The organism is Corallococcus sp. NCSPR001, assembly GCF_017309135.1.
In the GTDB taxonomy this organism is placed as follows: Bacteria; Myxococcota; Myxococcia; order Myxococcales; family Myxococcaceae; genus Corallococcus.
Genome location: NZ_JAFIMS010000002.1, coordinates 4,091,000 through 4,111,050, shown reverse-complemented (window position 1 = coordinate 4,111,050; position 20,051 = coordinate 4,091,000). Strand labels below are relative to the sequence as shown.

Sequence of the window (20,051 nt, the reverse complement as noted above, 5' to 3'; positions counted from 1 at the left end):
CCGTCGCCCGCCACCATGTCCGACGCCACGCCCCTCTCCCGCCTCCTCGACGCGCTGGGCTCGGCCGTCGTGGGCCAGCCCCGCGTGCTGGCCGACCTGGTGACGGCCTTCCTCGCGCGCGGCCACGTGCTGCTGGAGGGTGTGCCCGGGGTCGCCAAGACGCTCACCGCGCGCAGCATGGCGGGGGCGCTGGGCCTGTCCTTCTCCCGCGTGCAGTTCACCCCGGACCTGATGCCCGCGGACATCCTGGGCACCAACGTCTTCCAGCCCCAGGCGCAGACCTTCCGCCTGATGAAGGGCCCCGTCTTCACGGAGGTCCTGGTCGCGGATGAAATCAACCGCACGCCGCCCAAGACGCAGGCCGCACTGCTGGAGGCCATGGAGGAGCGGCAGGTCACCATCGATGGCGTCACCCACGCGCTGCCGCCGCACTTCTTCGTCGTCGCCACGCAGAACCCGCTGGAGCTGGAGGGCACCTATCCCCTCCCCGAGGCGCAGCTGGACCGCTTCCTCATGCGCGTGCGCGTGGGCTACCCGGATGGCGACGCGGAAGAGGCCCTCCTGCGCGCCTTCCACCAGCGCGAGGGCCGGCCGCCCGCCGTGTCCCGCGTGCTGGACGCCGCGACGCTGACGGAGTTGCAGGACCGCGCCGCGCGCGTCGCGTGTGACGACTCCATCCTCCAGTACGTGGTGCAGCTCGTGCGCGACACCCGCGCCCATCCCCGCGTGCGGCTGGGCGCGAGCCCCCGCGCCGCGCAGGCCCTGCTCGCGGCGGCCAAGGCACACGCGGCGCTCCGGGGCACCGACTTCGTCACCCCGGACGACGTGAAGGCCGTCACGCCGAGCGTCCTCAACCACCGCCTCCTCCTCAAGGCCGAGGCGGAGGTGGAGGGCGTCACCGCGGACGACGTGCTGAAGCAGCTGCTCGAACGGGTGCGAGTGCCCCGGTGAGCCCAGGGCGCCCCGTCCCCAGCGGCCTCGCCGTGGCGCTGTTCGCCGGAGCGCTGGTGCCCGCCGCGCTCGCGGTGGCGAGCCCCGCCTTCGGGTGGCTGGCGCTCGCGGTGGACGTGGCCGTCCTGCTCCTGTGCGCGGTGGACTTCCTGCGCGCGCCGCGGGCCCATGACGTCGACGCGCGCCGCGAGGTGGAGCCCATCCTCTCCTCCGGCGTGGACAACACCGTGCGCTGGGAGTTGCGTTCGCGCACGGACCGGCCCGTGCGCGGCGAGCTGCGCGACGAGCCGCCCCTGGACGTGGAGAGCCACGGCCACCGTCAGCCCTTCACGCTGGAGCCGAAGGACGCCGCGCGCCTGACGTACCGCGTGCACCCTCCCTCCCGGGGCGACGCGCGCTTTGGCGACGTGAACCTGCGCCTGATGGGGCCCCTGGGCCTGTGCTCGCGGCAGGTGCGGCTGCCCGCGGGCCAGGACGTGAAGGTGTATCCGGACCTGCGCGCCCTTTCGCGGGAAGCGCTGACGCTGGCGCGCGCGGCGGAGGCCGTGTCCGCGCGCACGCTCCTGCGCAAGTCCGTGGAGGGCCGCGAGTTCGAGTCGCTGCGCGAGTACCGCCCCGGCGACGACTACCGGCACATCGACTGGAAGTCCTCCGCGCGCCACGGCCACACGCTGGTGCGCACGTGGCAGCCGGAGCGCAACCAGCCGGTGCTGCTGCTTTTGGACTGCGGCCGTCACATGGCGGGCCGGGTGCAGGGCCGCCGGAAGCTGGACCACGCGGTGGACGCGGCGCTCCGGCTGGCGCGCGTGAGCCTGGACGCGGGGGACGTGGTGGGCGTGCTCGCGTTCGCCAGCGACGTGCGCGCCTTCCTGCCCCCGCGAAAGGGCGCGGAGCACCTGCGCCTCATCACCGAGTCCCTCTACCGCGCGGAGGCCGGCCTGGAGGAGAGCGACTACGGCCGCGCGTTCGACTTCGCCTTCGCCCGCCAGACGCGCCGCGCGCTGGTGGTGCTCTTCACGGACCTGGTGGATCCGGACGCGTCCTCGGCGCTCCTCACGCGCACGCTGGCCCTGCGCCCCCGGCACCTGCCCGTCGTCGCGTCACTGCTGGACGAGGACCTGGAGGCCGCCGCCACGGACGTGCCCGGCGACGCGACGTCCGCCTACGCGCGGCAGGCCGCCTCCCGCATGGAGTCCGAGTACCGCCGCACCGCCACCACGCTGCGCGACGCGGGGGCGCTGGTGGTGCGCGCGCCGGCACGCGGCTTCGGCGCCGCTGCACTCAACGTGTACCTGGACGTGAAGGCGCGCGGGCGGCTCTGAGCGCTCGCGATGCATTCGTCAAGCCCTTTGAAACAATCCACCGCTCGCGCGCGCATGCGACGTTCCGCCGAACAGCACGCTTGCCAATCGCGCGGAGGCCGAGTTTTCGGCCTCCGGGAGGACCCCCTTTACAGATGCCGATCGCTGCCCAGAATGGCGCGCCTCAACTGTCGCGCGCACGCGCGCACGCTCCAAACCGGACGGGAGGCGGGACTTGGCGGAGGTCGCGAGGGGTTTGAAGCTGGAAGTGGAGGCGGACGCCGCGGCCATCGCGGCCCGTGCCGCGGAGGAGCTCGTGGAGGCGGGGCTGACGCCCTTCCACGAGCGGCTCCTCGCAGAGGAACTGCTCGCGCGCAGCGGTGACACGCAGCAGCGGCTGGCGAACGCGCTGGCCGAGGCGAAGGTGGACCTCAACCCCCACCAGGTCGAAGCCGCGATGTTCGCGCTGGACACGCTGTCGCGCGGCGGCTGCATGCTCGCGGACGAGGTGGGCCTGGGGAAGACCATCGAGGCGGGCCTCGTCGTCGCCCAGCTCATGGCGGAGGGCAAGAACCGCATCCTCATCCTGGCCCCCGCCGTGCTGCGCGCTCAGTGGAACGCGGAGCTGCGCGAGAAGTTCGACCTGGACAGCGTCCTCGTCGACGGCCGCGACGTGAAGAAGCACAACAACTGCTTCGACCAGCCCTTCCCCGTCATCTGCTCGCACCCGTTCGCCGCGAACAAGTCCGCGCTCGTGTCGGAGATCCCCTGGGACCTGGTCATCATCGACGAGGCCCACCGCCTGCGGAACGCGCACCGCCCGAACAACAAGACGGGCCAGGCGCTGCGCGCATCGCTGGCGGGCCGCCCCAAGCTGCTGCTCACCGCCACCCCGCTCCAGAACGACCTGATGGAGCTGTTCGGCCTGATGTCACTGCTGGACGAGCAGATCCTGGGCCCCGAGCACGCCTTCCGCAGCCGCTACCGCGCCGACGAGGGCGGCGGCATGACGGAGGCCGCCGCGTGCGAGCTCAAGGAGCGGCTGGCCCCGGTGGTGCAGCGCACGCTGCGCCGTCAGGTACGCGAGTACGTCCGCTACACCAACCGCCGCAGCATCGTGGAGGACTTCCACCCGTCCCCCCAGGAGCACGACCTCTACGAGAAGGTCAGCGAGTACCTGCAGCGTTCGGAGGCCGCGGCCATCGAGCCGGGCAAGAAGACGCTCCTGACGCTGTGCTACCGCAAGCTCCTGGCCTCCTCCACGTTCGCCATCGCGCCCACGCTGCGGCGGCTGTCGGAGAACCTGGAGAAGCGCCTGACGGCCGCGCGGCTGGGACAGCAGGCCCTGTCGCTCTTCGAGCCGGAAGAGGCCAGGCAGTTCGTGGAGGAAGGCGAGGAGTGGTCCGACGACCCCGCCAAGGCGCCCCAGGTCCGCACGCTGGAGCAGGAGGTCTGGGAGCTGCGCCAGTACGCGGACCTCGCGGACTCCATCCGCATCAACGCCAAGGGTGAGGCGCTCAAGCGCGCGCTGGACCGCACCTTCGCGGTGATGCGCACGCACTCCTGGCCGGAGAAGGCGCTCATCTTCACGGAGTCCAAGCGCACGCAGCAGTACCTCTTCAACCTGCTGTCGGAGCACGGCTACAAGGACAAGATTTCGCTGCTGTCCGGTGACGCCGGCGGCACCCCCGAGGAGCGCCGGGCGCTGGTGGAGGAGTTCCGCCACAAGACGCAGATCCTCATCTGCACGGAAGCGGGCGCGGAGGGGCTCAACCTCCAGTTCTGCAACCTGGTGGTGAACTACGACCTGCCGTGGAACCCGCAGCGCGTGGAGCAGCGAATCGGCCGGTGCCACCGCTACGGCCAGCAGCGCGACGTGCTGGTGGTGAACTTCCTCAACCGGCAGAACGCGGCGGACGCGCGCCTGTTCGAGCTCCTGGAGAAGAAGCTCAACCTCTTCGACGGCGTGTTCGGCGCGTCCGACGAGATCCTGGGCGCGCTGGAGAGCGGCGTCGACTTCGAGCGCCGCGTGCTGGACATCTACCAGTCCTGCCGCGACCCGAAGGACATCAACGTCGCCTTCGACAAGCTGCGCGAGGAGCTGGAGGGCAGCATCAACCAGCGCATGACGTCCATGCGCTCGGTGGTGCTGGAGCGCTTCGACGGCGACGTGCGCCGCCGCCTGCGCGTGGCGGGAGACGCAGCCAAGGAGGTCGTGGCCAAACGCCAGCAGGAGGCGAAGGCGCTCACCGGCTCCGTGCTGGGCAGCCGCACCTCCGGACGGCTCCAGGTGGCCAAGGCCGCCTACGCGGTGCGCGACCGCACCCAGGACACCGTCAGCTACCTGCAACTGGACGCGGCGGGGCTCCCCTCGCGGCTGGCGCGGCTGGCTGGCAGCGAGGGCTGGTGGTTCGTCTACAAGTTCGAGACGACGGGCCTCAAGCCGGAGGAGAAGCTGGTCCACCTGGTGCTGGTGAAGGACCGGGACGGCGGCTTCCGCGCCCTGCCGCTGACGGACGGTGTCCACTTCACGAAGCTCGACGCCAAGGAAGAGAAGCGCCGGCAGCCCGCGCCGGTGTCGGTCCAGCTCATGCAAGAGCAGTCGCTCATGACCGCCAAGGATGAGCTGATCCGGGCCGCGGAACGGCGCAACGCGTTGGAGCTGGACAAGGCCAAGGAGCGCGCGGACCGCTACGTCGAGGACTGCCTGATGGAGTCGCGAGAGGTGGTGGAGTCCGCCCGCCAGGCGTGGTTCGACGCGCGCAAGGAGGTGTCCGGCATCGAGGACGTCGCGGAGCGCGCGAAGGCCCGGGCGCACTCGGACCGGCTGGAGCGTGACTACCGCCGCAAGCTGGCGTCGCTGCGCAACGAGGAGGAGAAGCGCTACGCCTCCAAGGACCGTCAGATGGCGGAGCTGGCGAACAAGGCGCGCGTGACGGAGAAGCGCACGCTCATCGCCTCCGCATACTTCTGGCTGTCCTGAAGCCCCGTCACAGGGGCTTGAGCCGCACCCAGGTCGCGCCCCAGCCTCCGTCCGCCTCGGAGGCTGTCTGGAAGCCTTCCACCTCCGGCAGCGTGGGCAGCAGGGACTGCACGGTGCGCCTCAGCGCGCCCGTGCCCTTGCCGTGGATGATGCGCACGTCGAGCACGCCCTTCTGGCGGCAGGCCCAGAGGTACTCGGTGACGAGGTCCTTCACCTCGCGAGGCTGGAAGAGATGCAGGTCGAGGTTCCCATCGACCGGAATTTCTACCGCCTCCAGCTCATGGGGCGGCGGCTCCGGCCCCTCCGGTGGCAGGGGCGGGGGTGGCTTTCGGCGTGACACCGTAGCGGGCCTCCTCCTGGCGCTGCTTCTCCTCGGCCGCCAGGCGCTGACGCTCTCGCGCCAGCCGGAACTGCTCCTTGAGGCTGGTGATCTCCCCCTTGAGCGAGGCGACGTCTTCCTTCACCGCTCGCGGGGGGCTTTCGCCAGGCAGGTCCACGTGATTGCCCGCACGCCTGCCCTCCGAGCCGGCTCCACCGGCGGAGGTCATCTGCATCAACAGCGCGGCCAGGGTCATCACCATCATGCCCAATCACGTAAGCAAGCGCCGTGCTCGCGCGCAAGTCATGTTGCGTGAACGGCGCCTCGCTGGCCGCCCTCCTCCTTGTGTGACACGACGCGTTCGGCGAGCCGGACGGCGGACAGGGGGGCGCTGCCTTCCGCCTTGTTGTTGATGGTCACGAAGACGGGGCGGTCGCGCCGCACCGCGGCCATGCACACGCGGGCCAGCACGTCGCGGGTGCCCATGTCCTCGTCCACCAGCCGGTTGAAGGGCGCGTAGCGGGCGTAGGCCTCCTCGTAGCCCAGGTTCGGCGGCAGCATCCAGCGCACCACCACGGCGCGGGCCTCGAAGGCGCGCGTGAGCTTCGCCTGCCGCGCGACGGGCGGCATGTGGGCCCACACCGCGAGCACCGGGCTCACGCCCGTGTCCGCGAGCGCCTGGGCGAAGCCTTCCGTGAGCAGCTCCTCGTTGCGCACCTCCACCGCGTACAGCGGCCCTTTGGGCAGCGCCGAGAAGAACGCGTGCAGCCGCTCCACGAAGCGGCCCGCGCCGCCGAGCGCCGCGGGGTCCTGCGGCGGGAACTGGAAGACGAGCGGCCCGGCCTTGTCGCCGAGCCCCTCCAGGAAGGGCGCCACCACGTGGTCCACGGCGTAGGCCGCCTGGAGGAAGCGGTCATTCACCTGCCCCCGGTGCGCGCCGTACCGCTCGTGCACGGGAAAGCGCGCCAGCGTGCAGGCCTCGTGCGCCTTCACCAGGAAGCGGAAGCCGTCCGGCACCTGCTGGGCGTACTCGGCGAAGGTGGTGGCCGGCACCGGCGCGTAGAAGGTCCGGTCGATGCCCACCGTGCGCAGCACCGGGTGGTGCGCGTAGGCGGCCAGGCCCTCGCGCGCCAGCTGGGTCGTGCTGGCTTCATGGTCGTAGACGAGCCCGTTCCACCCCGGGAAGGTCCACGACGACGTGCCCAGGTAGACGCCGCGTGGGAGCTGCTCGCCCAGCAGGCGCAGGCTGTCGGAGGGTTCGGCGGGCCCCACCGGCTGGGTCCTGCGCCGCGATGACGCCGGGGGCTCCTCCACCGCGCCGGTGAAGAGGTCGAACTGCGCGGGTCGTCGCGGTGCGCTCATGCGTGCAGCTCCTCTCCCACGGAGGGGACGGCGGGGAAGCCCTGGGAGTAATCCCCAGGCCCAGGCGATGCAGCAGGTTGCCCCGATTCAGGGAGACGTTCCAGGTTTCCGGCACGCCCCCCAGGCGGGCGGCCACGCACGGACAGTCCTCTGCCCATCACCACGGTATGTGATTGGACCTCTGTCCAAATGCAAACGCAGTCGCCTCGCGGTAAGCTATTCAAACCGAGGAATTCAGCACTACCCGTGTAAAGCTTGAGCGGGGTTGCAACGGCCGGGGGGCCTCATGGACTGGTCGTTGACCGCATCGCTGCTCGCGGAGCGGGACACACGTCCCATCGTCGTGATGGACCGGCGCGGCCGTATCGAGCTGGCGAACGGCGCGTTCACGTCGCTGCTGGGCCGGCCCCGTGAGGAGTTGTTGGGGCGCCGCTGGACGGATGTCTGCACGCCCCTCGAGCATGGGCGCGAGGTGGGACAGGCGCTGCGGGCCATCTTCACCAGCGCCGAGACCCGGCTGGAGACGGAGGTGCTCACGCGCGATGGCGAGCGGCTGTCGGTGGAGCTGGACGTGGCCGCCGTGGGCCGCCCTCCCCTTCGGCTGGTGGCCATTGTCACCCGCGCCTCCGCGCCCCGCTCCGTCCCCGAGCGCACCGCCGCCCCGGAGGCGGTCCGGGCCCAGGGGTCCCACCGGGACCTGAGCTACGAAATCTCCACCGAGCTGTCGTCGTTCGGGACGCTCAAGGCGGTGTGGACGTCCGGAGAGGCGCGGCAGGAGGAGATGGTGGGCCGGCATTGCTTCGGCGCCTTCGCGCACCGCGACGCGCCCTGTCTGGACTGCCCGTTGACGGCGGCGGCGCCGGCCTCCTGGCCGCACACCATCGTGCGGCAGGCCTCCGAGCTCGCCGAGGGCTACGAGGTCGTCACCGCCACGCCCACGGGCGCCGGCACCGCGCGCATCAGCGTGCACACCATCGGGGATGAGACCCTCAGCGGCCTCTTCGAGGCGAAGGTGCGGCGCATGGCCCACGCCGCGCGGCTGTCCGAACGGGAAGGCGATGTGTTGCGATATCTCGCGCTCGGCCGCTCCCCCACCGACATCTCGACCGTGTTAGGGATTACCGAGCGCACGGTGAAATTCCACCAGGCCAACCTGCTCCGGAAGCTGGGAGCGGAGACGCGCTACGACCTGCTCCGCCTGTTCTTCTGACCAGGGCACCTTCCCTCCGGGACAGCTTTCAGGCCGTTGACGTTGGAGGATGCTGGGCCTTCGACTCCGGAGTCTTGTGGGTCGGGGGGGCCGTTGCCCATGGGCAGCGCCGGTCAATTCCGTCTCATCAAACACATACAGTCCGTTTGGACTTTTGTCCAAGGGCGTCCTGTCCGTGGGTGACACTCCGGGCTGGGACGACGTGATGCGGGAGTTCCTGCTCGAGTCCCGCGAGCATGTGCAGAGCATTGAAGCGACGGTGCTGGAGCTGGAGGCGCAGCCGGGCTCGCAGCCGTTGCTGGCGCAGCTGTTCCGGGCTTTGCACACCGTGAAGGGCACCTGCGGCTTCCTGGGCTTCAGCCGCCTGGAGGCGCTGATGCACGCCGCCGAGGAGATGCTCGGCCTGGCGCGCGACCGGCGCCTGGTGCTGGACCGCGAGCGCGTGTCCACGCTGCTGGCAGCGGCGGACGCGGCGCGAGGGACGCTGGAGCACATCGAGGCGACGGGGCTGGAGCCCGCGGTGGACCACTCGGCGCTGCTCGCGCGCATGGCGGGCGCGGCGGCGGGCGTGGCGCCACAGGAGGTGCACGAGCCCCTGACGCCTCCGGGCGCCCTGCCCTGGCGCGGCGCCGCGACCGGGGTGGACTCGAAGCTGCGCGTGGACGTGGCGCTGCTGGACCGGTTGATGAACCTGATGGGCGAGCTGGTGCTGGCGCGCAACCGCATCCTCCAGTGCGCGGCCTCGCCCACGCCGGGCGCGGACCTGACGACCGCGTCGCAGAGGTTGGACGTCGTCACCACGCAGGTGCAGCAGGTGGTGATGAAGACGCGGCTCCAGCCCGTGGGCCAGGTGTGGAACCGCTTCCCCCGGCTGGTGCGGGAGCTGGCGCACGGGTGCGGCAAGCAGGTGCGGCTGCGGTTGCAGGGCGCGGACACGGAGCTGGACAAGACGCTGGTGGAGGCGCTGCACGATCCGCTCACCCACCTCTTGCGCAACGCCGTGGACCACGGCGTGGAGACGCCCGAGCAGCGCCGCGCCGCGGGCAAGCCGCCCGTGGGGTGCCTGACGCTGAGCGCGTCGCATGAGGGCGGGCTCGTGCACCTGGGCATGTCCGACGATGGCGCGGGCATCGACGTGGAGCGCGTGCGGCAGGTCGCGGTGCAGCGGGGCCTGCTCACGGCCGACCAGGCGGCGCGGCTGCCGGACGCGGACGCGCGGATGCTCATCTTCATGCCGGGCTTCAGCACCGCGGAGCGCGTCACGTCGCTGTCCGGCCGGGGCGTGGGCATGGACGTGGTGCGCTCGCAGGTGGAGCGCATTGGCGGCACCGTGGAGGTGCACAGCCGGCCCGGCCAGGGCACGACGTTCACCCTGAAGATCCCCCTCACGCTGGCCATCATCCCGGCGCTGCTCGTGACCTGCCGGGGCGACCGCTACGCGCTGCCGCAGGCCTCTCTTCGGGAGGTGGTGTTCCTGGAGCCGGCCCAGGCGCGCAAGGACATCACCCGCATCCAGGGCGCGTGCGTCCTGCGGCTGCGAGGGGAGCTGCTGCCGCTGGTGGTGCTCGCCGCCGAGCTGGGCGTGGGGCCGGCGATGCCGGACCTGGACGAGGGCGCCACCGTCGTCGTGTTGCAAGCCGGCGAGCGCACCTTCGGGCTTTGGGTGGACGCCATCCACGACACGGAGGAGATCGTCGTCAAGCCGCTGTGGAAGCACCTGAAGGGGCTGGCCTGCTACGCGGGGGCGACGGTGCTGGGCGACGGGCGCGTGGCGCTCATCCTGGACGCCATGGGCCTGGGCCGCCGCGTGGGCACCGTCACCGAGGCGCAGGCCCCGGTCGTCATCCCGGAGGCCGCTCCGGAGCTGCCTGCCCCGGAAGAGCCGCGCGAGCGCGTGCTGCTGTGCCGCACGGGCGCGGAGGGCCGCGTGGCCATTCCCCTGTCTCGCGTGGCCCGGCTGGAGGAGCTGCCCGCGTCGGACGTGGAGCGGCTGAGCGGCGGCATGGAGATGGCGCGCTACCACGGGCAGCTGCTGCCGCTGGTGCGCGTGGCCTCCGTGCTGGAGGCGAGGCCCGGCGCGACGGAGCGGATGGCGCGGAACCTTCATGTCGCCCTGGGCGAGTCGCTGTCCGTCGTCGTCACCCAGCACGCGGACACGCGCGTGGGGCTGGTGGTGGACGCCATCCTCGACGTCGCGGAGGTGGAGCTCGCGCTCCAGCGGGAGACGCGCCGTCCGGGCGTGCTGGGCTCCATGGTGGTGCAGGCCCGGGCCACCGAGTTCCTGGACGTGGAGGGCACCGTGCGCGCCGTGCACCCGGAGCTGCTGACAGGCGGTGCGCCATGAGCGGCTTCCGCCAGCTGTGCTCGTTCCAGGTGGGCGACCACCTGTTCGGCCTGGACATCGAGCGGGTGCAGGAAATCCTGCTGCCGCCCCCGCTCACGCGCGTCCCTGGCGCTCCCTCGGAGGTGGCGGGGCTGCTCAACCTGCGCGGGCAGATCGTCCCCGCCATCGACCTGCGCCGCCGCCTGGACCTGCCTGAAGGCACCGCCCCCGCGGACGCGCCCCACGTCGTCCTGCGCGGCGACGACGGCGCGGTGAGCCTTCGCGTGGACGCCATTGGCGACATCCTCCCCTTCGAGAAGTCGGACCTGGCGCCGCTGCCGGACAACCTGCGCGGGCCGCTGCGCTCGCTGCTGTTGGGTGTCCATGCGCTGCCGGACCGGCTGCTGCTCGTGTTGTCCGCGGACGCGGTGGTGGACGGCCTCTCGCCCGCGTCCAGCGCTCCCGCCTCCCCTTCCTTCCCCGTGCTTCCCCAGGAGTCCCGCTGATGGCCCGCCCGACCGCGCCCGCCGTGAAAACCACCCCCTTCCAGCGCCTGGGCGGCAAGGCCCCCCTGACGGCCGCCGTGCAGAAGCTCTACGCGCGGGTGATGACGGACGCGCTGCTCAAGCCCCACTTCCGCGGCGTGGACATGGTCGAGCTGCAGCGCCAGATGGTCGCGTTCCTCACCCGCTTCCTGAGAGGGCCGGGCATCTACAAGGGCCCGTCGATGCGCGACGTGCACGCGGGCATGGAGCTCAAGCCCCATCACTTCGGGCGCGTCGTTGAACACCTGGCCAGCGTGCTGGATGAGCTGGACGTGCCGGGCCCTGTCGCTCGCGAGGTGCTGGCCGCCATGGGCACGTCGCGGGACGACAGCGTGGCGAAGGCCGCCTCCCGGACCACCGCTGTGAAGCGCGCTCCGGCGCGTGCCTCCCGCACGGAGGGACGCCGGGTCGCCGCGGCGTCCGCGCCCGCTGCCCGGTCCTCCCGCCGCGCGCCCACGCCGCTCGGTGGGGCCCTGAACGAGGCGGTGCTGGACGCGGCGCGGGTCAACCTGTTCGTGCTGGACGCGGACCTGGCCATCGTCTTCTCGAACGCGGCCTCCTCGGAGGCCATCGAGCGCATCGGGCAGACGGCCGCCTTCCGCGACGGCTCGGGGGACGTGGGGAGCGACTTCCTCGCCCACTTCGAGCATCAGCTGCGGCTGGAGGAGGAGCGGCTGAGCGACCCGGCGTCGCTGCCGCACGAGGCCCACTTCGCGGTGGGCCCCACGCTGCTCAAGGCGCGCATCGACGGCATCTCCGGCCGGAGCGGAGCGCTCACCGGCTACGTGGTGACGTGGACGGACGTCACGGATCAGCAGCGCGCGGACACGGAGCTGGCGCGCCTCAGGGCCATGATGGAGAACGCGCCCACCTGCGTGATGGTGGCCGATCTGGACCTGAAGATCGTCTACCTGAACCCCGCCTCGCGCCGGCTGTTGCAGCGCGTGGAGAAGCACCTGCCCGTCGCCGCGGACCGGGTGCTGGGCTCGCACATCGACGTCTTCCACCGGGACGTGACCTACCAGCGGAAGATCCTGTCCAACGACAAGAACCTGCCGGTGCGCGCGAACATCCCCATTGGCCCGGAGACCGCGGACCTGCTGGTGACGGCGGTGTACGACGGCCAGGGCCGCTACCTGGGCCCCATGGTGACGTGGGAGCTGATCACGGAGAAGCTCGCCGTGCAGCAGCGAGAGAAGGAGCTGGACGCCACCCTGCGCGGGGTCTTCCAGGAGGTGATGCAGCACTCGCAGACGCTCGCCGCGTCGTCGCAGGAGCTGTCCAGCGTCAGCCAGCAGATGGTGAGCAACGCGCAGGAGACCGCGGCGCAAGCCACCCAGGTGTCCGCCGGCGCCGAACAGGTCAGCCGCAACGTGCAGAGCGTCGCGTCCGGCATGGAGGAGGTCAACGCGAACATCCGCGAGGTGGCGCGCAACGCGAGCACCGCCGCCAAGGTGGCCGCGTCCGCGGTGAAGCTCGCGGACTCCACGTCCAGCGTCGTCGGCAAACTGGGCACGAGCAGCCAGGAGATCGGCAAGGTCATCAAGGTCATCACCTCCATCGCGCAGCAGACGAACCTGCTGGCGCTCAACGCGACCATCGAGGCGGCGCGCGCCGGTGAGGCGGGCCGGGGCTTCGCGGTGGTGGCCAACGAGGTGAAGGAACTGGCGCGCGAGACGGCCCGCGCCACGGAGGACATCGGCCAGAAGATCGGCACCATCCAGGGCGACACCGAGGAGGTGGTCAACGCCATCCTGGAGATCGGCGCCACCATCGGCCGCATCAACGAGCTGCAGACGTCCATCGCCTCCTCCGTGGAGGAGCAGACGGCCACCGCGGGGGAGATCCTCCGCAACGTGGGCGAGGCCGCCAAGGGCAGCCAGCAGATCTCCGACAACATGGCCGCCGTCGCGGAGGCCGCGCGCAGCACCACCGAGGGCGCGGGCAGCACGCAGCGCTCGGCGGTGGAGCTGGCCCACATGGCGCAGTCGCTGCAACGGCTGGTCGTGCAGGTGGACACGTCCGACAAGCCGGCGCGGACGAAGTAGCGCGGGCGGCACCAGGCCCTCGGAGCCACGGCACATGCGAACCGGATTGAAACGCTGGTGGGATCTGGGCCAGGTGGCCCGTGCCTCCACGCGCCTGAAGCGGGTGTCCCGGCCCCAGGACACGGAGCGCGCGCGGCACGAGCTGGCCCAGCGGTTGTTGGGCCTGCGCGGGCTGCCCCAGAAGGTGGGCCAGGTGCTCACGCTCGCGGAGCTGGGCGCGGATACGCCGGGGTTCGGTTCGCTCGCGGAGGCGCCCTCCCCGCTCGCTCCGGAGGCCGCGCTGACGGAGGTGTCGCGCCGGTTGGGCCGTCCGTGGCGGGAGGTGTTCCAGTCGCTGGACGGCGCGGGCATCTCCGCGTCGCTGGGCCAGGTGCACCGGGGCGTGCTGCATGACGGGCGCGCCGTGGCCGTGAAGCTGCGGCACCCGGGCATCGCGGAGGCCCTGCGGGATGATCTGCGCGCGCTGGGGTGGCTGGCCGCGCCGCTGGGGGGCTGGCGCGGGAGGCTGGACCTGTCCGCGTACCGCCATGAGCTGGCCCACATGCTCCAGGGCGAGCTGGACTACCACCACGAGGCCCAGGCCCTGTGGGACGCGAACACGCGCATGGCGGACGTGCCGGGCGTCGTCGTCCCCGTGCCCGTGGACGCGCACACGCGGGAAGACCTGCTGGTGATGACCTGGGTGGAGGGCGCGTCGCTCGCGGAGGGCTGGCGCTGGAGCGAAGCGGACCGCCGCGCGCTGTCCACGACGCTGGTGCGGCTGTTCCTCCACGGGTGCTTCACCTGGGGCGCGCTCCACGCGGATCCGCACCCGGGCAACTACCGCGTGTCGCGGGGACCAGACGGCAAGCCCGTGCTGGGCGTGCTCGACTTCGGCTGCGTGAAGCCACTGCCGCCGGAGCTGGCCGTGGGGCTGGGGCGGTTGATTTCGCTCCTCAAGTGCCCGGGCACGCCACCGAGCCCGGAGCAGCTCCTGTCCGCGTGGGTGATGCTGGGCTTCGCGCCGGAGCTCCTGGAGCCCATGGCGGAGGCGCTGCCCGCGGTCAGCCGCGTGCTGCTGGAGCCCTTCCTGCTGGACCGTCCCTTCCACGCGAGAAGCTGGCGGCTGGGCGAGCGGCTGACGGAAGCATTGGGGCCGCACCGCTGGAACTTCCGCGCGGCGGGGCCCGCGTCGCTCCTGTTCGTCCTGCGCGCGTTCCACGGGCTGGTGCGCCACCTGGACGTGCTGGATGCGCCCATCGCCTGGGGACCACTCCTGGACGAGGCCCGCGCCCCGTCACTGCCGCCTCCGCCGTCATCATCGGAAACGCGGGCGGAGGGCACCGCACGCTACCTGAAGGTCCAGGTGACGGAAGCCGGGCGCACGCGCGTCGCGCTGACCTTCCGCGCGGACGTGACGGCGCACCTGGAGGACCTGCTGCCGGAGGACCTGCCCGGAAAGCTGGCGGCTCGGGGCGTGGATCCAGCGGCCATTGGGATCGCGGCGGTCGCGGCGGGGCTGCGGCCATCGGAGCTGTTCCACCTGGATGAGGGCCCCCGGCGTGTCCGGGTCTGGCTCGAATGAACTGCGGACAAGGAGGTGACGGATGGTCACCATCGGCATGAATTACGAAGTGCGTGAGGGCAAGGCGGACGCCTTCGAGCGGAAGTTCGCACTCGTGCTGGAGGCGATGCGCACGCTTCCGGCGCACGTGCACACGGAGCTGTTCAAGAGCGTGGCAGCGCCGGGGCGCTACCTCATCGTCTCCGAGTGGCACAGCCGCGAGGGCTTCGACGCCTTCGTCGCGTCCGAGGCCTTCCACCGCGTGACGGACTGGGGCGCCAGCGCCATCCTCGCGAGCCGGCCGCGCCACGAGGTGTATGGCGACAGGGCCTCCGGTGCACCCATGGGCCGCTGCCCGGTCGCGCACGCGGTGCGGTGAAGCGGGTGCGAATGAACGCCATCCGGGTCCTGGTGGTGGACGACGCGGCCGTGGTGCGGCGACAGGTGTCGCTGCTGCTGGGCGCGGCGCCGGGCCTGGAGGTCGTCGCCACCGCGCCCAATGGCCGCATCGCCCTGGCGAAGGTGGAGCAGTTCCAGCCGGACGTCGTGCTGCTGGACCTGGAGATGCCGGAGCTGGACGGGCTGGAGACGCTGAAGCTTTTGCGCCAGCGCGCCCCGGAGCTGCCCGTGGTGATGTTCAGCGCGCTCACCGAACGCGGGGGCCTGCTGACCCTGGAGGCGCTCGCGCTGGGGGCTCGCGACTACGTGACGAAGCCCACATCCGCGGGCGGGATGAACATCACCGTGGAGGCCGTGCGGGATGAGCTGGTGCGCAAGCTCAAGGCGCTGAACGTGCGCATGCCGACCACCACGCCGGCACCGTCACCCGCTCCGGCTCCGGTGACGCGCGAGCCCCCGTCCCGGCCGCGAACGCCCGCGCGGGTGGAGGCCATCGTCATCGGTGCATCCACGGGAGGCCCGGGCGCGCTGGTGCGCCTGGTGTCCGCGCTGCCCGCGGACCTGCCGGTGCCGGTGTTCATCGTGCAGCACATGCCGCCCCTCTTCACCCGGCTGCTCGCGGAGCGATTGCAGGGCGTGACGCCGCTCACCGTGCGCGAGGCGGTGACGGGCGCCTGCGTGCAGGCGGGCGAGGTGTGGGTCGCTCCCGGCGACTTCCATCTGGCCGTGTGCCGGGACGCGACGGGCGTGCGGCTGCTCACGCACCAGGGGCCGGCGGAGAACGCGTGCCGCCCGGCGGTGGACCTGCTCTTCCGCTCCGCGGCGGAGGTGTACGGCGCGGGGGTGCTGGCGGCGGTGCTCACCGGCATGGGCCAGGACGGGCTGCGCGGCTGCCGGCGGGTGATTGAAGCAGGCGGACAGGTGGTGGTGCAGGACCAGGCCAGCTGCGTCGTCGGCAGCATGCCGGGCTCGGTGGAACAGGCGGGGCTCGCGGATGCCGTGGTGCCCCTGGACGCGCTGGCCCTGGAGCTGGCGCGGCGCGTGGATGCGCGCGGACGGAGGACCTGAGAATGTCCCTGCTTCCCGACGACTTCGCCTACCTGCGGCAGCGCGTGCTGCGCCGCTCCGGGCTCGTGCTGGAGCCCGACACGTCCGCGCTGGTGGAGACGCGGCTCACGCCCCTCATGCGCGAGGAGCGGCTGCCGGACCTCTCCGCCCTGGTCGCGCGGCTGCGCTCGCAGCCGGAGGGCAGTCCGCTGCACCAGCGCCTGGCGGAGGCGCTGGCCAACCACGAGACGGCCTTCTTCCGCGACGCGCCCGTCTTCGAGGCCCTGCGCACCACGGTGCTGCCGGGCCTGCTGGCCAGGCGCGCCCGCACGCGGACGCTGCGCATCTGGTGCGCGGCGTGCGCCTACGGCCAGGAGCCCTACAGCATCGCGATGACGCTGGCGGAGGCCGGGCTGCTCATCACCGGATGGACGGTGCGCATCCTCGCCACCGACTTCTCCACCCGCGCCATCGTCCGTGCCTGCGAGGCCCGCTACGACGCGAAGGAGATCCACCGCGGCCTGACGCCCGAGCTGCGCCAGCGCTACTTCCGCCAGGAGCGCGACGGGTGGCGGCTGAACGAACACGTGCGCAGGCCGGTGGAGTTCCGGCCGCTCAACCTGATGGACGACTTCCCGCTGGAAGCGCCCGTGGACCTCGTCTTCCTGCGCAACGTGATGATCTACTGGGACGTGCCCACCCGGCGCGCGGTGCTCGCCCGCGTGCGGCGGATGCTCCACGCGGACAGCTACCTGGTGCTGGGCGCCGCGGAGGCCTCGCCCCTGATGGAGGACGGCTTCACGCGGCACCTGATGGGACAGACGAGCTGGTACCGCCCCACGCCCGCGTCCCAAGGCGTCGGCGCGGCCGTGGAGGAAGCGCGGCGCTCGCCCCGCTCCGGCGCTACACCTTGAGGCGGATGGCGCCCGGGAGCAGCGTCATGGTGCAGGGCAGCCGGCCCGGCGTCTCGCCGTCCACGTCCAGGAACACGTCGCCCGTCAGCGGCTCCGCGTGGATCGTGCGGCAGCGCAGCCGCCGCGTGCCCTTCCACGTGACGTGATCGCCGTTGTAGACGCCCTTGGACTTGAGGACGAAGTCGGACAGGCCGTAGTTGGACCAGATGGTGACGTCGAAGAGGCCGTCGTGCGTCACCGCCTCCGGCGCCACGAACATGCCGCTGCCGAAGTAGCGGCCATTGGCCACGGCCACCGCGGTGACGCTCACCGTCTCCGGCTCGCCGCCGTCCACCGTGAGGCGCACCTGCTGCTCCTGGTACTTGATGAGGCCCTTCACGGTGCCCCACATGAAGCTCAGGTTGCCGCCCAGCGCCTTGCTGCCCTGGTTCACCTCGCGGGCCACCACCGCGCTCACGCCGAACGAGGCGATGTTGGCGAAGAAGCGCGTGGCGGGCTTGCCGTCGTTGTCCGTGAACTCCAGCCGCCCCACGTCGAAGGGCTCCGTCGCCTCCGTGCGCAGGCGCTCCAGCGCGGACGTCAGCTCCAGGTCCCAGCCGAAGGTGCGGCGGAAGTCGCCGCCCGTGCCTCGGGGCAACAGGCCCAGCGTGGCCCGGGGGTTGATGACCTGTCCGTCGCGGAAGAAGCCGTTGGTGACCTCGTTGAGGGTGCCGTCGCCGCCCACCGCGACGATGCACTCATAGCCGTCGTCGATGGCCTGCTGCGCCAGACGCGCCGCATCCATGCCGCCGCTGGTGAAGCCGTACCCGAAGTCACCGAGCACCTTGCCCACCTGCGCGGAGATCTCCACCCATCGCTTCCCCGTCTGCCCGTTGGCGCTGCGCGGGTTGACCACGAGGAACGTCTTCATTCAGTGCCTTCTCCCTGCTGCCAGAACGGCCTGTTTACGCAATTGTGGGCCCAGGCTCCACTCCATGACCCACGGGAGGGCCTCCGTGCCCGGGGTGTTTGTCACCCGGCCCCGTCCATGCTGGGCTCTCCGCCCCTGTTTTCGTCCCGGACCCCGAGTGAAAGCCCCGTCCCCCACCGAGCAGCTCGCGCCCCACCGGGAGGCCACGCGCGCCCTGGACTGGGCGCTGCCCGCGCTCCGGGCGGACCTGGCGGCGGCGGCGCGGCAGCCCTTCCGGGAGACGGGCGCCCAGGAGGACTTCCTGCACCGGCATGACGCACCGGCCCATGAAGTCCAGGGGCCGGCGCGGACGGAGCGCTTCGAGCGGGCCCTGGCCCGGGTGCGCCAGCTCGCGGACGCGGGCGAGCCGCTGACCTTCGCCCGGATGGTGGAGGTCCAGTCGGAGCTCCTGGGCGGCCCCACGGGCTTCCGCACCGGGGACGCCTTCGCGTGGGGTGGCGCGCACCGCTACGCGCACGAGCCCGGCCTGGAGGCGGCCTTCCGCGACAAGGTGGAAGCGGACGCGGGGGAAGCGCGTCACCCGGTGGCACATGCCACGCGGTTGTACCTGGACCTGTGCTTCTTCCACCCCTTCCCGGACGGCAACGCCCGCGCGGCGCGGCTGTGGCTGGAATACATGCTGCGCCGGGGACAGGTGCCCACGCCTCCGCTGGCGCCCGTGGTGCTGTGGCCCAAGCACCCGGGAGACACGGTGAACTACACGCGGCTGGCGAGGCTGCTGGCCCGGACCATCGCGGGGCCGGACGCCCCGTGCCGCAACGAGGTGCCCGAATGAGCAGCAATGCTTCGGCTTTCACGTGGCGCCGCATCCGCGACAGCCTGGATGCCTATTCACCGCAATCGCTGGCATCCCGGCTGAGGGAGGCCCTGGCCCCCCTGCGGGCCGGCAGCATCCACGCCAGCCGGCTCAAGCAGGCGAAGAACGCCGTGCAGGACCTGCTCCAGGCCGAACTGGGGCCCTGGTACATCGAGAGTGGTCTGCCCCTGGGCAATGAAGTGCTGGGGGGCTATTGCTGGTGCCACTCGTTCTTCAACCAGAACCCGCCGCATCGGACGATGGATGTGGATGAGAACATCCAGCTCATGCTGGACGCGCTGGAGCGGATCCGTTCGTTCCTGTACGCGCTGGACGGCGTGTATCAGGCCTCGCGCCGTCAGCTTGAAGCGGCCGCTGACGACAGGGCGCTCCGGGCGAAGGCGCTCGCGGAAGGGCTGGTGCGGACCGTGGACCTGACGGCGGAGACGACGTCCTGCGAGGAGACCTGGTACCAGGTCGCGCAGGACGCCATGACGTGGTGCATCGAGGCGATGGGACTGCCCTTGTCGGAGGCCACGCAGGAGCAGTTGGACACCGCCTTCGTCTTCACGTCGTGGATCGCGCCTCCTCCGGACGCCCTCCGGGACGCGGCGGCGCGGGTGGCGGCGGTGGCCGTATGAGCCGGTCGGCCCTGGGGCACTGGCCGCGCATCCGCGACAGCCTGGAGGGGTACGAACCGGAGAAGCTCATCCGGATGCTGCGCGAGTACCTGACGCCGCGCGTGCCTCCGGGGACGCGCAAGCTCACGGACGAGCAGCACGACACGATGGCGAAACACATCCAGCGGATGCTCAACCAGAACCTGGGGCCCTGGTACACGGAGACAGGGTTGTATCTGGGCAATGAGAGCTTCGGCGGCTACTGCTGGTGCCACCGCTTCTTCCGGCAGAAGCCCACCCCGAACATGAGCGTGGAATACAACATCCAGCTCATGGTCGACGCGCTGGAGCGGTCCCGCGAATGGCTGTTCAAGCTGGAGGCCCACTTCCAGGCGCTGAAGCGGGATTTGCCCTCGGGCCCGGATGACCATGACATCCGGATGCTGGCCCTGGCGGATGGAATCGTCACCACGATGAACCTCACCATGGACGCCACGGGCTGCGAGGAGGCCTGGTCCACCTTCGCGGACCAGGCGCTGGCCTGGATGTTCGACGCCATCGGGCTGCGCCCGGGCTATCAGGCCGGGAAGCTGATGCGGAAGCTGTTCGCCTTCGAGTCCTGGCACTCGCCTTCCGAGCCGGAGCTGCGCGGCTCGGCGGAGAAGGTGGCAGCGGCCGTCGTGGAGGACGAGGGCCGCCGCCACACGCACTGACGCGAGC

At 71.6% G+C, this 20,051-nt stretch carries 18 protein-coding genes; 14 read left to right on the top strand and 4 right to left on the bottom strand.

Annotation, left to right across the window (positions count from 1 at the left end; genetic code table 11):
• Positions 1 to 15 precede the first annotated feature (15 nt).
• The 3 genes from JYJ93_RS18720 to JYJ93_RS18710 all read left to right on the top strand — a co-directional run bounded on the left by JYJ93_RS18720 (position 16) and on the right by JYJ93_RS18710 (position 5,235).
• Complete coding sequence (locus JYJ93_RS18720; protein WP_206793182.1) at positions 16 to 951, top strand: MoxR family ATPase; 936 nt, start codon at positions 16 to 18, stop codon at positions 949 to 951.
• Positions 948 to 2,273 carry a DUF58 domain-containing protein gene (locus JYJ93_RS18715; protein ID WP_206793180.1) on the top strand — a complete coding sequence of 442 codons (1,326 nt, stop codon included), beginning with the start codon at positions 948 to 950 and terminating at the stop codon, positions 2,271 to 2,273. The genes JYJ93_RS18720 and JYJ93_RS18715 overlap by 4 nt, the downstream gene beginning before the upstream one ends.
• 214 nt (positions 2,274 to 2,487) lie before the next feature.
• The gene (locus JYJ93_RS18710; protein WP_206793178.1) at positions 2,488 to 5,235 is read left to right on the top strand and encodes an SNF2-related protein; all 2,748 of its coding nucleotides are present in this window, start codon (positions 2,488 to 2,490) and stop codon (positions 5,233 to 5,235) included.
• 7 nt (positions 5,236 to 5,242) lie between these two features.
• On the opposite strand, the gene JYJ93_RS18705 is transcribed toward JYJ93_RS18710, so the two are convergent.
• The 3 genes from JYJ93_RS18705 to JYJ93_RS18695 are packed head-to-tail and all read right to left on the bottom strand — an operon-like array spanning position 5,243 to position 6,916.
• Positions 5,243 to 5,575, bottom strand: coding sequence for a Smr/MutS family protein (locus JYJ93_RS18705; RefSeq protein ID WP_206793176.1), 333 nt, complete (start codon positions 5,573 to 5,575; stop codon positions 5,243 to 5,245).
• Positions 5,514 to 5,819, bottom strand: coding sequence for a hypothetical protein (locus tag JYJ93_RS18700; protein WP_206793174.1), 306 nt, complete (start codon positions 5,817 to 5,819; stop codon positions 5,514 to 5,516). Before JYJ93_RS18700 ends, JYJ93_RS18705 begins: the two co-directional genes overlap by 62 nt.
• A 38-nt stretch (positions 5,820 to 5,857) precedes the next feature.
• A complete protein-coding gene (locus tag JYJ93_RS18695) occupies positions 5,858 to 6,916 on the bottom strand; it encodes a DUF72 domain-containing protein (protein WP_206793172.1) in 1,059 nt (352 codons plus the stop codon).
• Positions 6,917 to 7,202: 286 nt separating this feature from the next.
• On the opposite strand from JYJ93_RS18695, the gene JYJ93_RS18690 reads away from it, so the two are divergent.
• From JYJ93_RS18690 to JYJ93_RS18655, 8 genes are all read left to right on the top strand, one after another.
• A complete protein-coding gene (locus JYJ93_RS18690; RefSeq protein WP_206793170.1) occupies positions 7,203 to 8,126 on the top strand; it encodes a PAS and helix-turn-helix domain-containing protein in 924 nt (307 codons plus the stop codon).
• Positions 8,127 to 8,301: 175 nt separating this feature from the next.
• On the top strand, positions 8,302 to 10,470 hold the full coding sequence (locus JYJ93_RS18685; RefSeq protein WP_206793168.1) for a chemotaxis protein CheA: 2,169 nt from the start codon (positions 8,302 to 8,304) through the stop codon (positions 10,468 to 10,470).
• Positions 10,467 to 10,955 carry a chemotaxis protein CheW gene (locus JYJ93_RS18680; protein WP_206793166.1) on the top strand — a complete coding sequence of 163 codons (489 nt, stop codon included), beginning with the start codon at positions 10,467 to 10,469 and terminating at the stop codon, positions 10,953 to 10,955. The genes JYJ93_RS18685 and JYJ93_RS18680 overlap by 4 nt, the downstream gene beginning before the upstream one ends.
• On the top strand, positions 10,955 to 13,042 hold the full coding sequence (locus tag JYJ93_RS18675) for a methyl-accepting chemotaxis protein (protein ID WP_206793164.1): 2,088 nt from the start codon (positions 10,955 to 10,957) through the stop codon (positions 13,040 to 13,042). Before JYJ93_RS18680 ends, JYJ93_RS18675 begins: the two co-directional genes overlap by 1 nt.
• Before the next feature lie 34 nt (positions 13,043 to 13,076).
• Positions 13,077 to 14,606 carry an AarF/UbiB family protein gene (locus JYJ93_RS18670; RefSeq protein ID WP_206793162.1) on the top strand — a complete coding sequence of 510 codons (1,530 nt, stop codon included), beginning with the start codon at positions 13,077 to 13,079 and terminating at the stop codon, positions 14,604 to 14,606.
• A 22-nt stretch (positions 14,607 to 14,628) separates the two neighbouring features.
• Positions 14,629 to 14,964 carry an antibiotic biosynthesis monooxygenase family protein gene (locus JYJ93_RS18665; RefSeq protein ID WP_206793160.1) on the top strand — a complete coding sequence of 112 codons (336 nt, stop codon included), beginning with the start codon at positions 14,629 to 14,631 and terminating at the stop codon, positions 14,962 to 14,964.
• A gap of 11 nt (positions 14,965 to 14,975) precedes the next feature.
• Positions 14,976 to 16,052: a chemotaxis-specific protein-glutamate methyltransferase CheB gene (gene cheB / locus JYJ93_RS18660; RefSeq protein ID WP_206793158.1), complete on the top strand. Its 1,077-nt coding sequence runs from the start codon at positions 14,976 to 14,978 to the stop codon at positions 16,050 to 16,052.
• 2 nt (positions 16,053 to 16,054) lie between these two features.
• Complete coding sequence (locus tag JYJ93_RS18655) at positions 16,055 to 16,945, top strand: protein-glutamate O-methyltransferase CheR (protein ID WP_206793156.1); 891 nt, start codon at positions 16,055 to 16,057, stop codon at positions 16,943 to 16,945.
• Here the strand turns inward: JYJ93_RS18655 and JYJ93_RS18650 are convergent.
• Positions 16,935 to 17,855, bottom strand: coding sequence for a YegS/Rv2252/BmrU family lipid kinase (locus tag JYJ93_RS18650; RefSeq protein WP_206793154.1), 921 nt, complete (start codon positions 17,853 to 17,855; stop codon positions 16,935 to 16,937). The genes JYJ93_RS18655 and JYJ93_RS18650 overlap by 11 nt on opposite strands.
• Positions 17,856 to 18,012: 157 nt before the next feature.
• On the opposite strand from JYJ93_RS18650, the gene JYJ93_RS40810 reads away from it, so the two are divergent.
• The 3 genes from JYJ93_RS40810 to JYJ93_RS18635 are packed head-to-tail and all read left to right on the top strand — an operon-like array spanning position 18,013 to position 20,044.
• A complete protein-coding gene (locus tag JYJ93_RS40810) occupies positions 18,013 to 18,690 on the top strand; it encodes a Fic family protein (protein ID WP_206793152.1) in 678 nt (225 codons plus the stop codon).
• The gene (locus tag JYJ93_RS18640; RefSeq protein ID WP_206793150.1) at positions 18,687 to 19,352 is read left to right on the top strand and encodes a hypothetical protein; all 666 of its coding nucleotides are present in this window, start codon (positions 18,687 to 18,689) and stop codon (positions 19,350 to 19,352) included. The genes JYJ93_RS40810 and JYJ93_RS18640 overlap by 4 nt, the downstream gene beginning before the upstream one ends.
• Complete coding sequence (locus JYJ93_RS18635) at positions 19,349 to 20,044, top strand: hypothetical protein (RefSeq protein WP_206793148.1); 696 nt, start codon at positions 19,349 to 19,351, stop codon at positions 20,042 to 20,044. The genes JYJ93_RS18640 and JYJ93_RS18635 overlap by 4 nt, the downstream gene beginning before the upstream one ends.
• Positions 20,045 to 20,051 lie beyond the last annotated feature (7 nt).

What these genes read in the sequence shown, in the direction of transcription:
- JYJ93_RS18640 (WP_206793150.1), top strand. Translation starts at nt 18,687, where the DNA reads ATGAGCAGCAATGCTTCGGCTTTCACGTGGCGCCGCATCCGCGACAGC.
- JYJ93_RS18680 (WP_206793166.1), top strand. Translation starts at nt 10,467, where the DNA reads ATGAGCGGCTTCCGCCAGCTGTGCTCGTTCCAGGTGGGCGACCACCTG.
- JYJ93_RS18690 (WP_206793170.1), top strand. Translation starts at nt 7,203, where the DNA reads ATGGACTGGTCGTTGACCGCATCGCTGCTCGCGGAGCGGGACACACGT.
- cheB (WP_206793158.1), top strand. Translation starts at nt 14,976, where the DNA reads ATGAACGCCATCCGGGTCCTGGTGGTGGACGACGCGGCCGTGGTGCGG.
- JYJ93_RS18650 (WP_206793154.1), bottom strand. Translation starts at nt 17,855, where the DNA reads ATGAAGACGTTCCTCGTGGTCAACCCGCGCAGCGCCAACGGGCAGACG.
- JYJ93_RS18720 (WP_206793182.1), top strand. Translation starts at nt 16, where the DNA reads ATGTCCGACGCCACGCCCCTCTCCCGCCTCCTCGACGCGCTGGGCTCG.
- JYJ93_RS18700 (WP_206793174.1), bottom strand. Translation starts at nt 5,819, where the DNA reads ATGATGGTGATGACCCTGGCCGCGCTGTTGATGCAGATGACCTCCGCC.
- JYJ93_RS18635 (WP_206793148.1), top strand. Translation starts at nt 19,349, where the DNA reads ATGAGCCGGTCGGCCCTGGGGCACTGGCCGCGCATCCGCGACAGCCTG.
- JYJ93_RS18670 (WP_206793162.1), top strand. Translation starts at nt 13,077, where the DNA reads ATGCGAACCGGATTGAAACGCTGGTGGGATCTGGGCCAGGTGGCCCGT.
- JYJ93_RS18665 (WP_206793160.1), top strand. Translation starts at nt 14,629, where the DNA reads ATGGTCACCATCGGCATGAATTACGAAGTGCGTGAGGGCAAGGCGGAC.
- JYJ93_RS18695 (WP_206793172.1), bottom strand. Translation starts at nt 6,916, where the DNA reads ATGAGCGCACCGCGACGACCCGCGCAGTTCGACCTCTTCACCGGCGCG.
- JYJ93_RS18655 (WP_206793156.1), top strand. Translation starts at nt 16,055, where the DNA reads ATGTCCCTGCTTCCCGACGACTTCGCCTACCTGCGGCAGCGCGTGCTG.
- JYJ93_RS18675 (WP_206793164.1), top strand. Translation starts at nt 10,955, where the DNA reads ATGGCCCGCCCGACCGCGCCCGCCGTGAAAACCACCCCCTTCCAGCGC.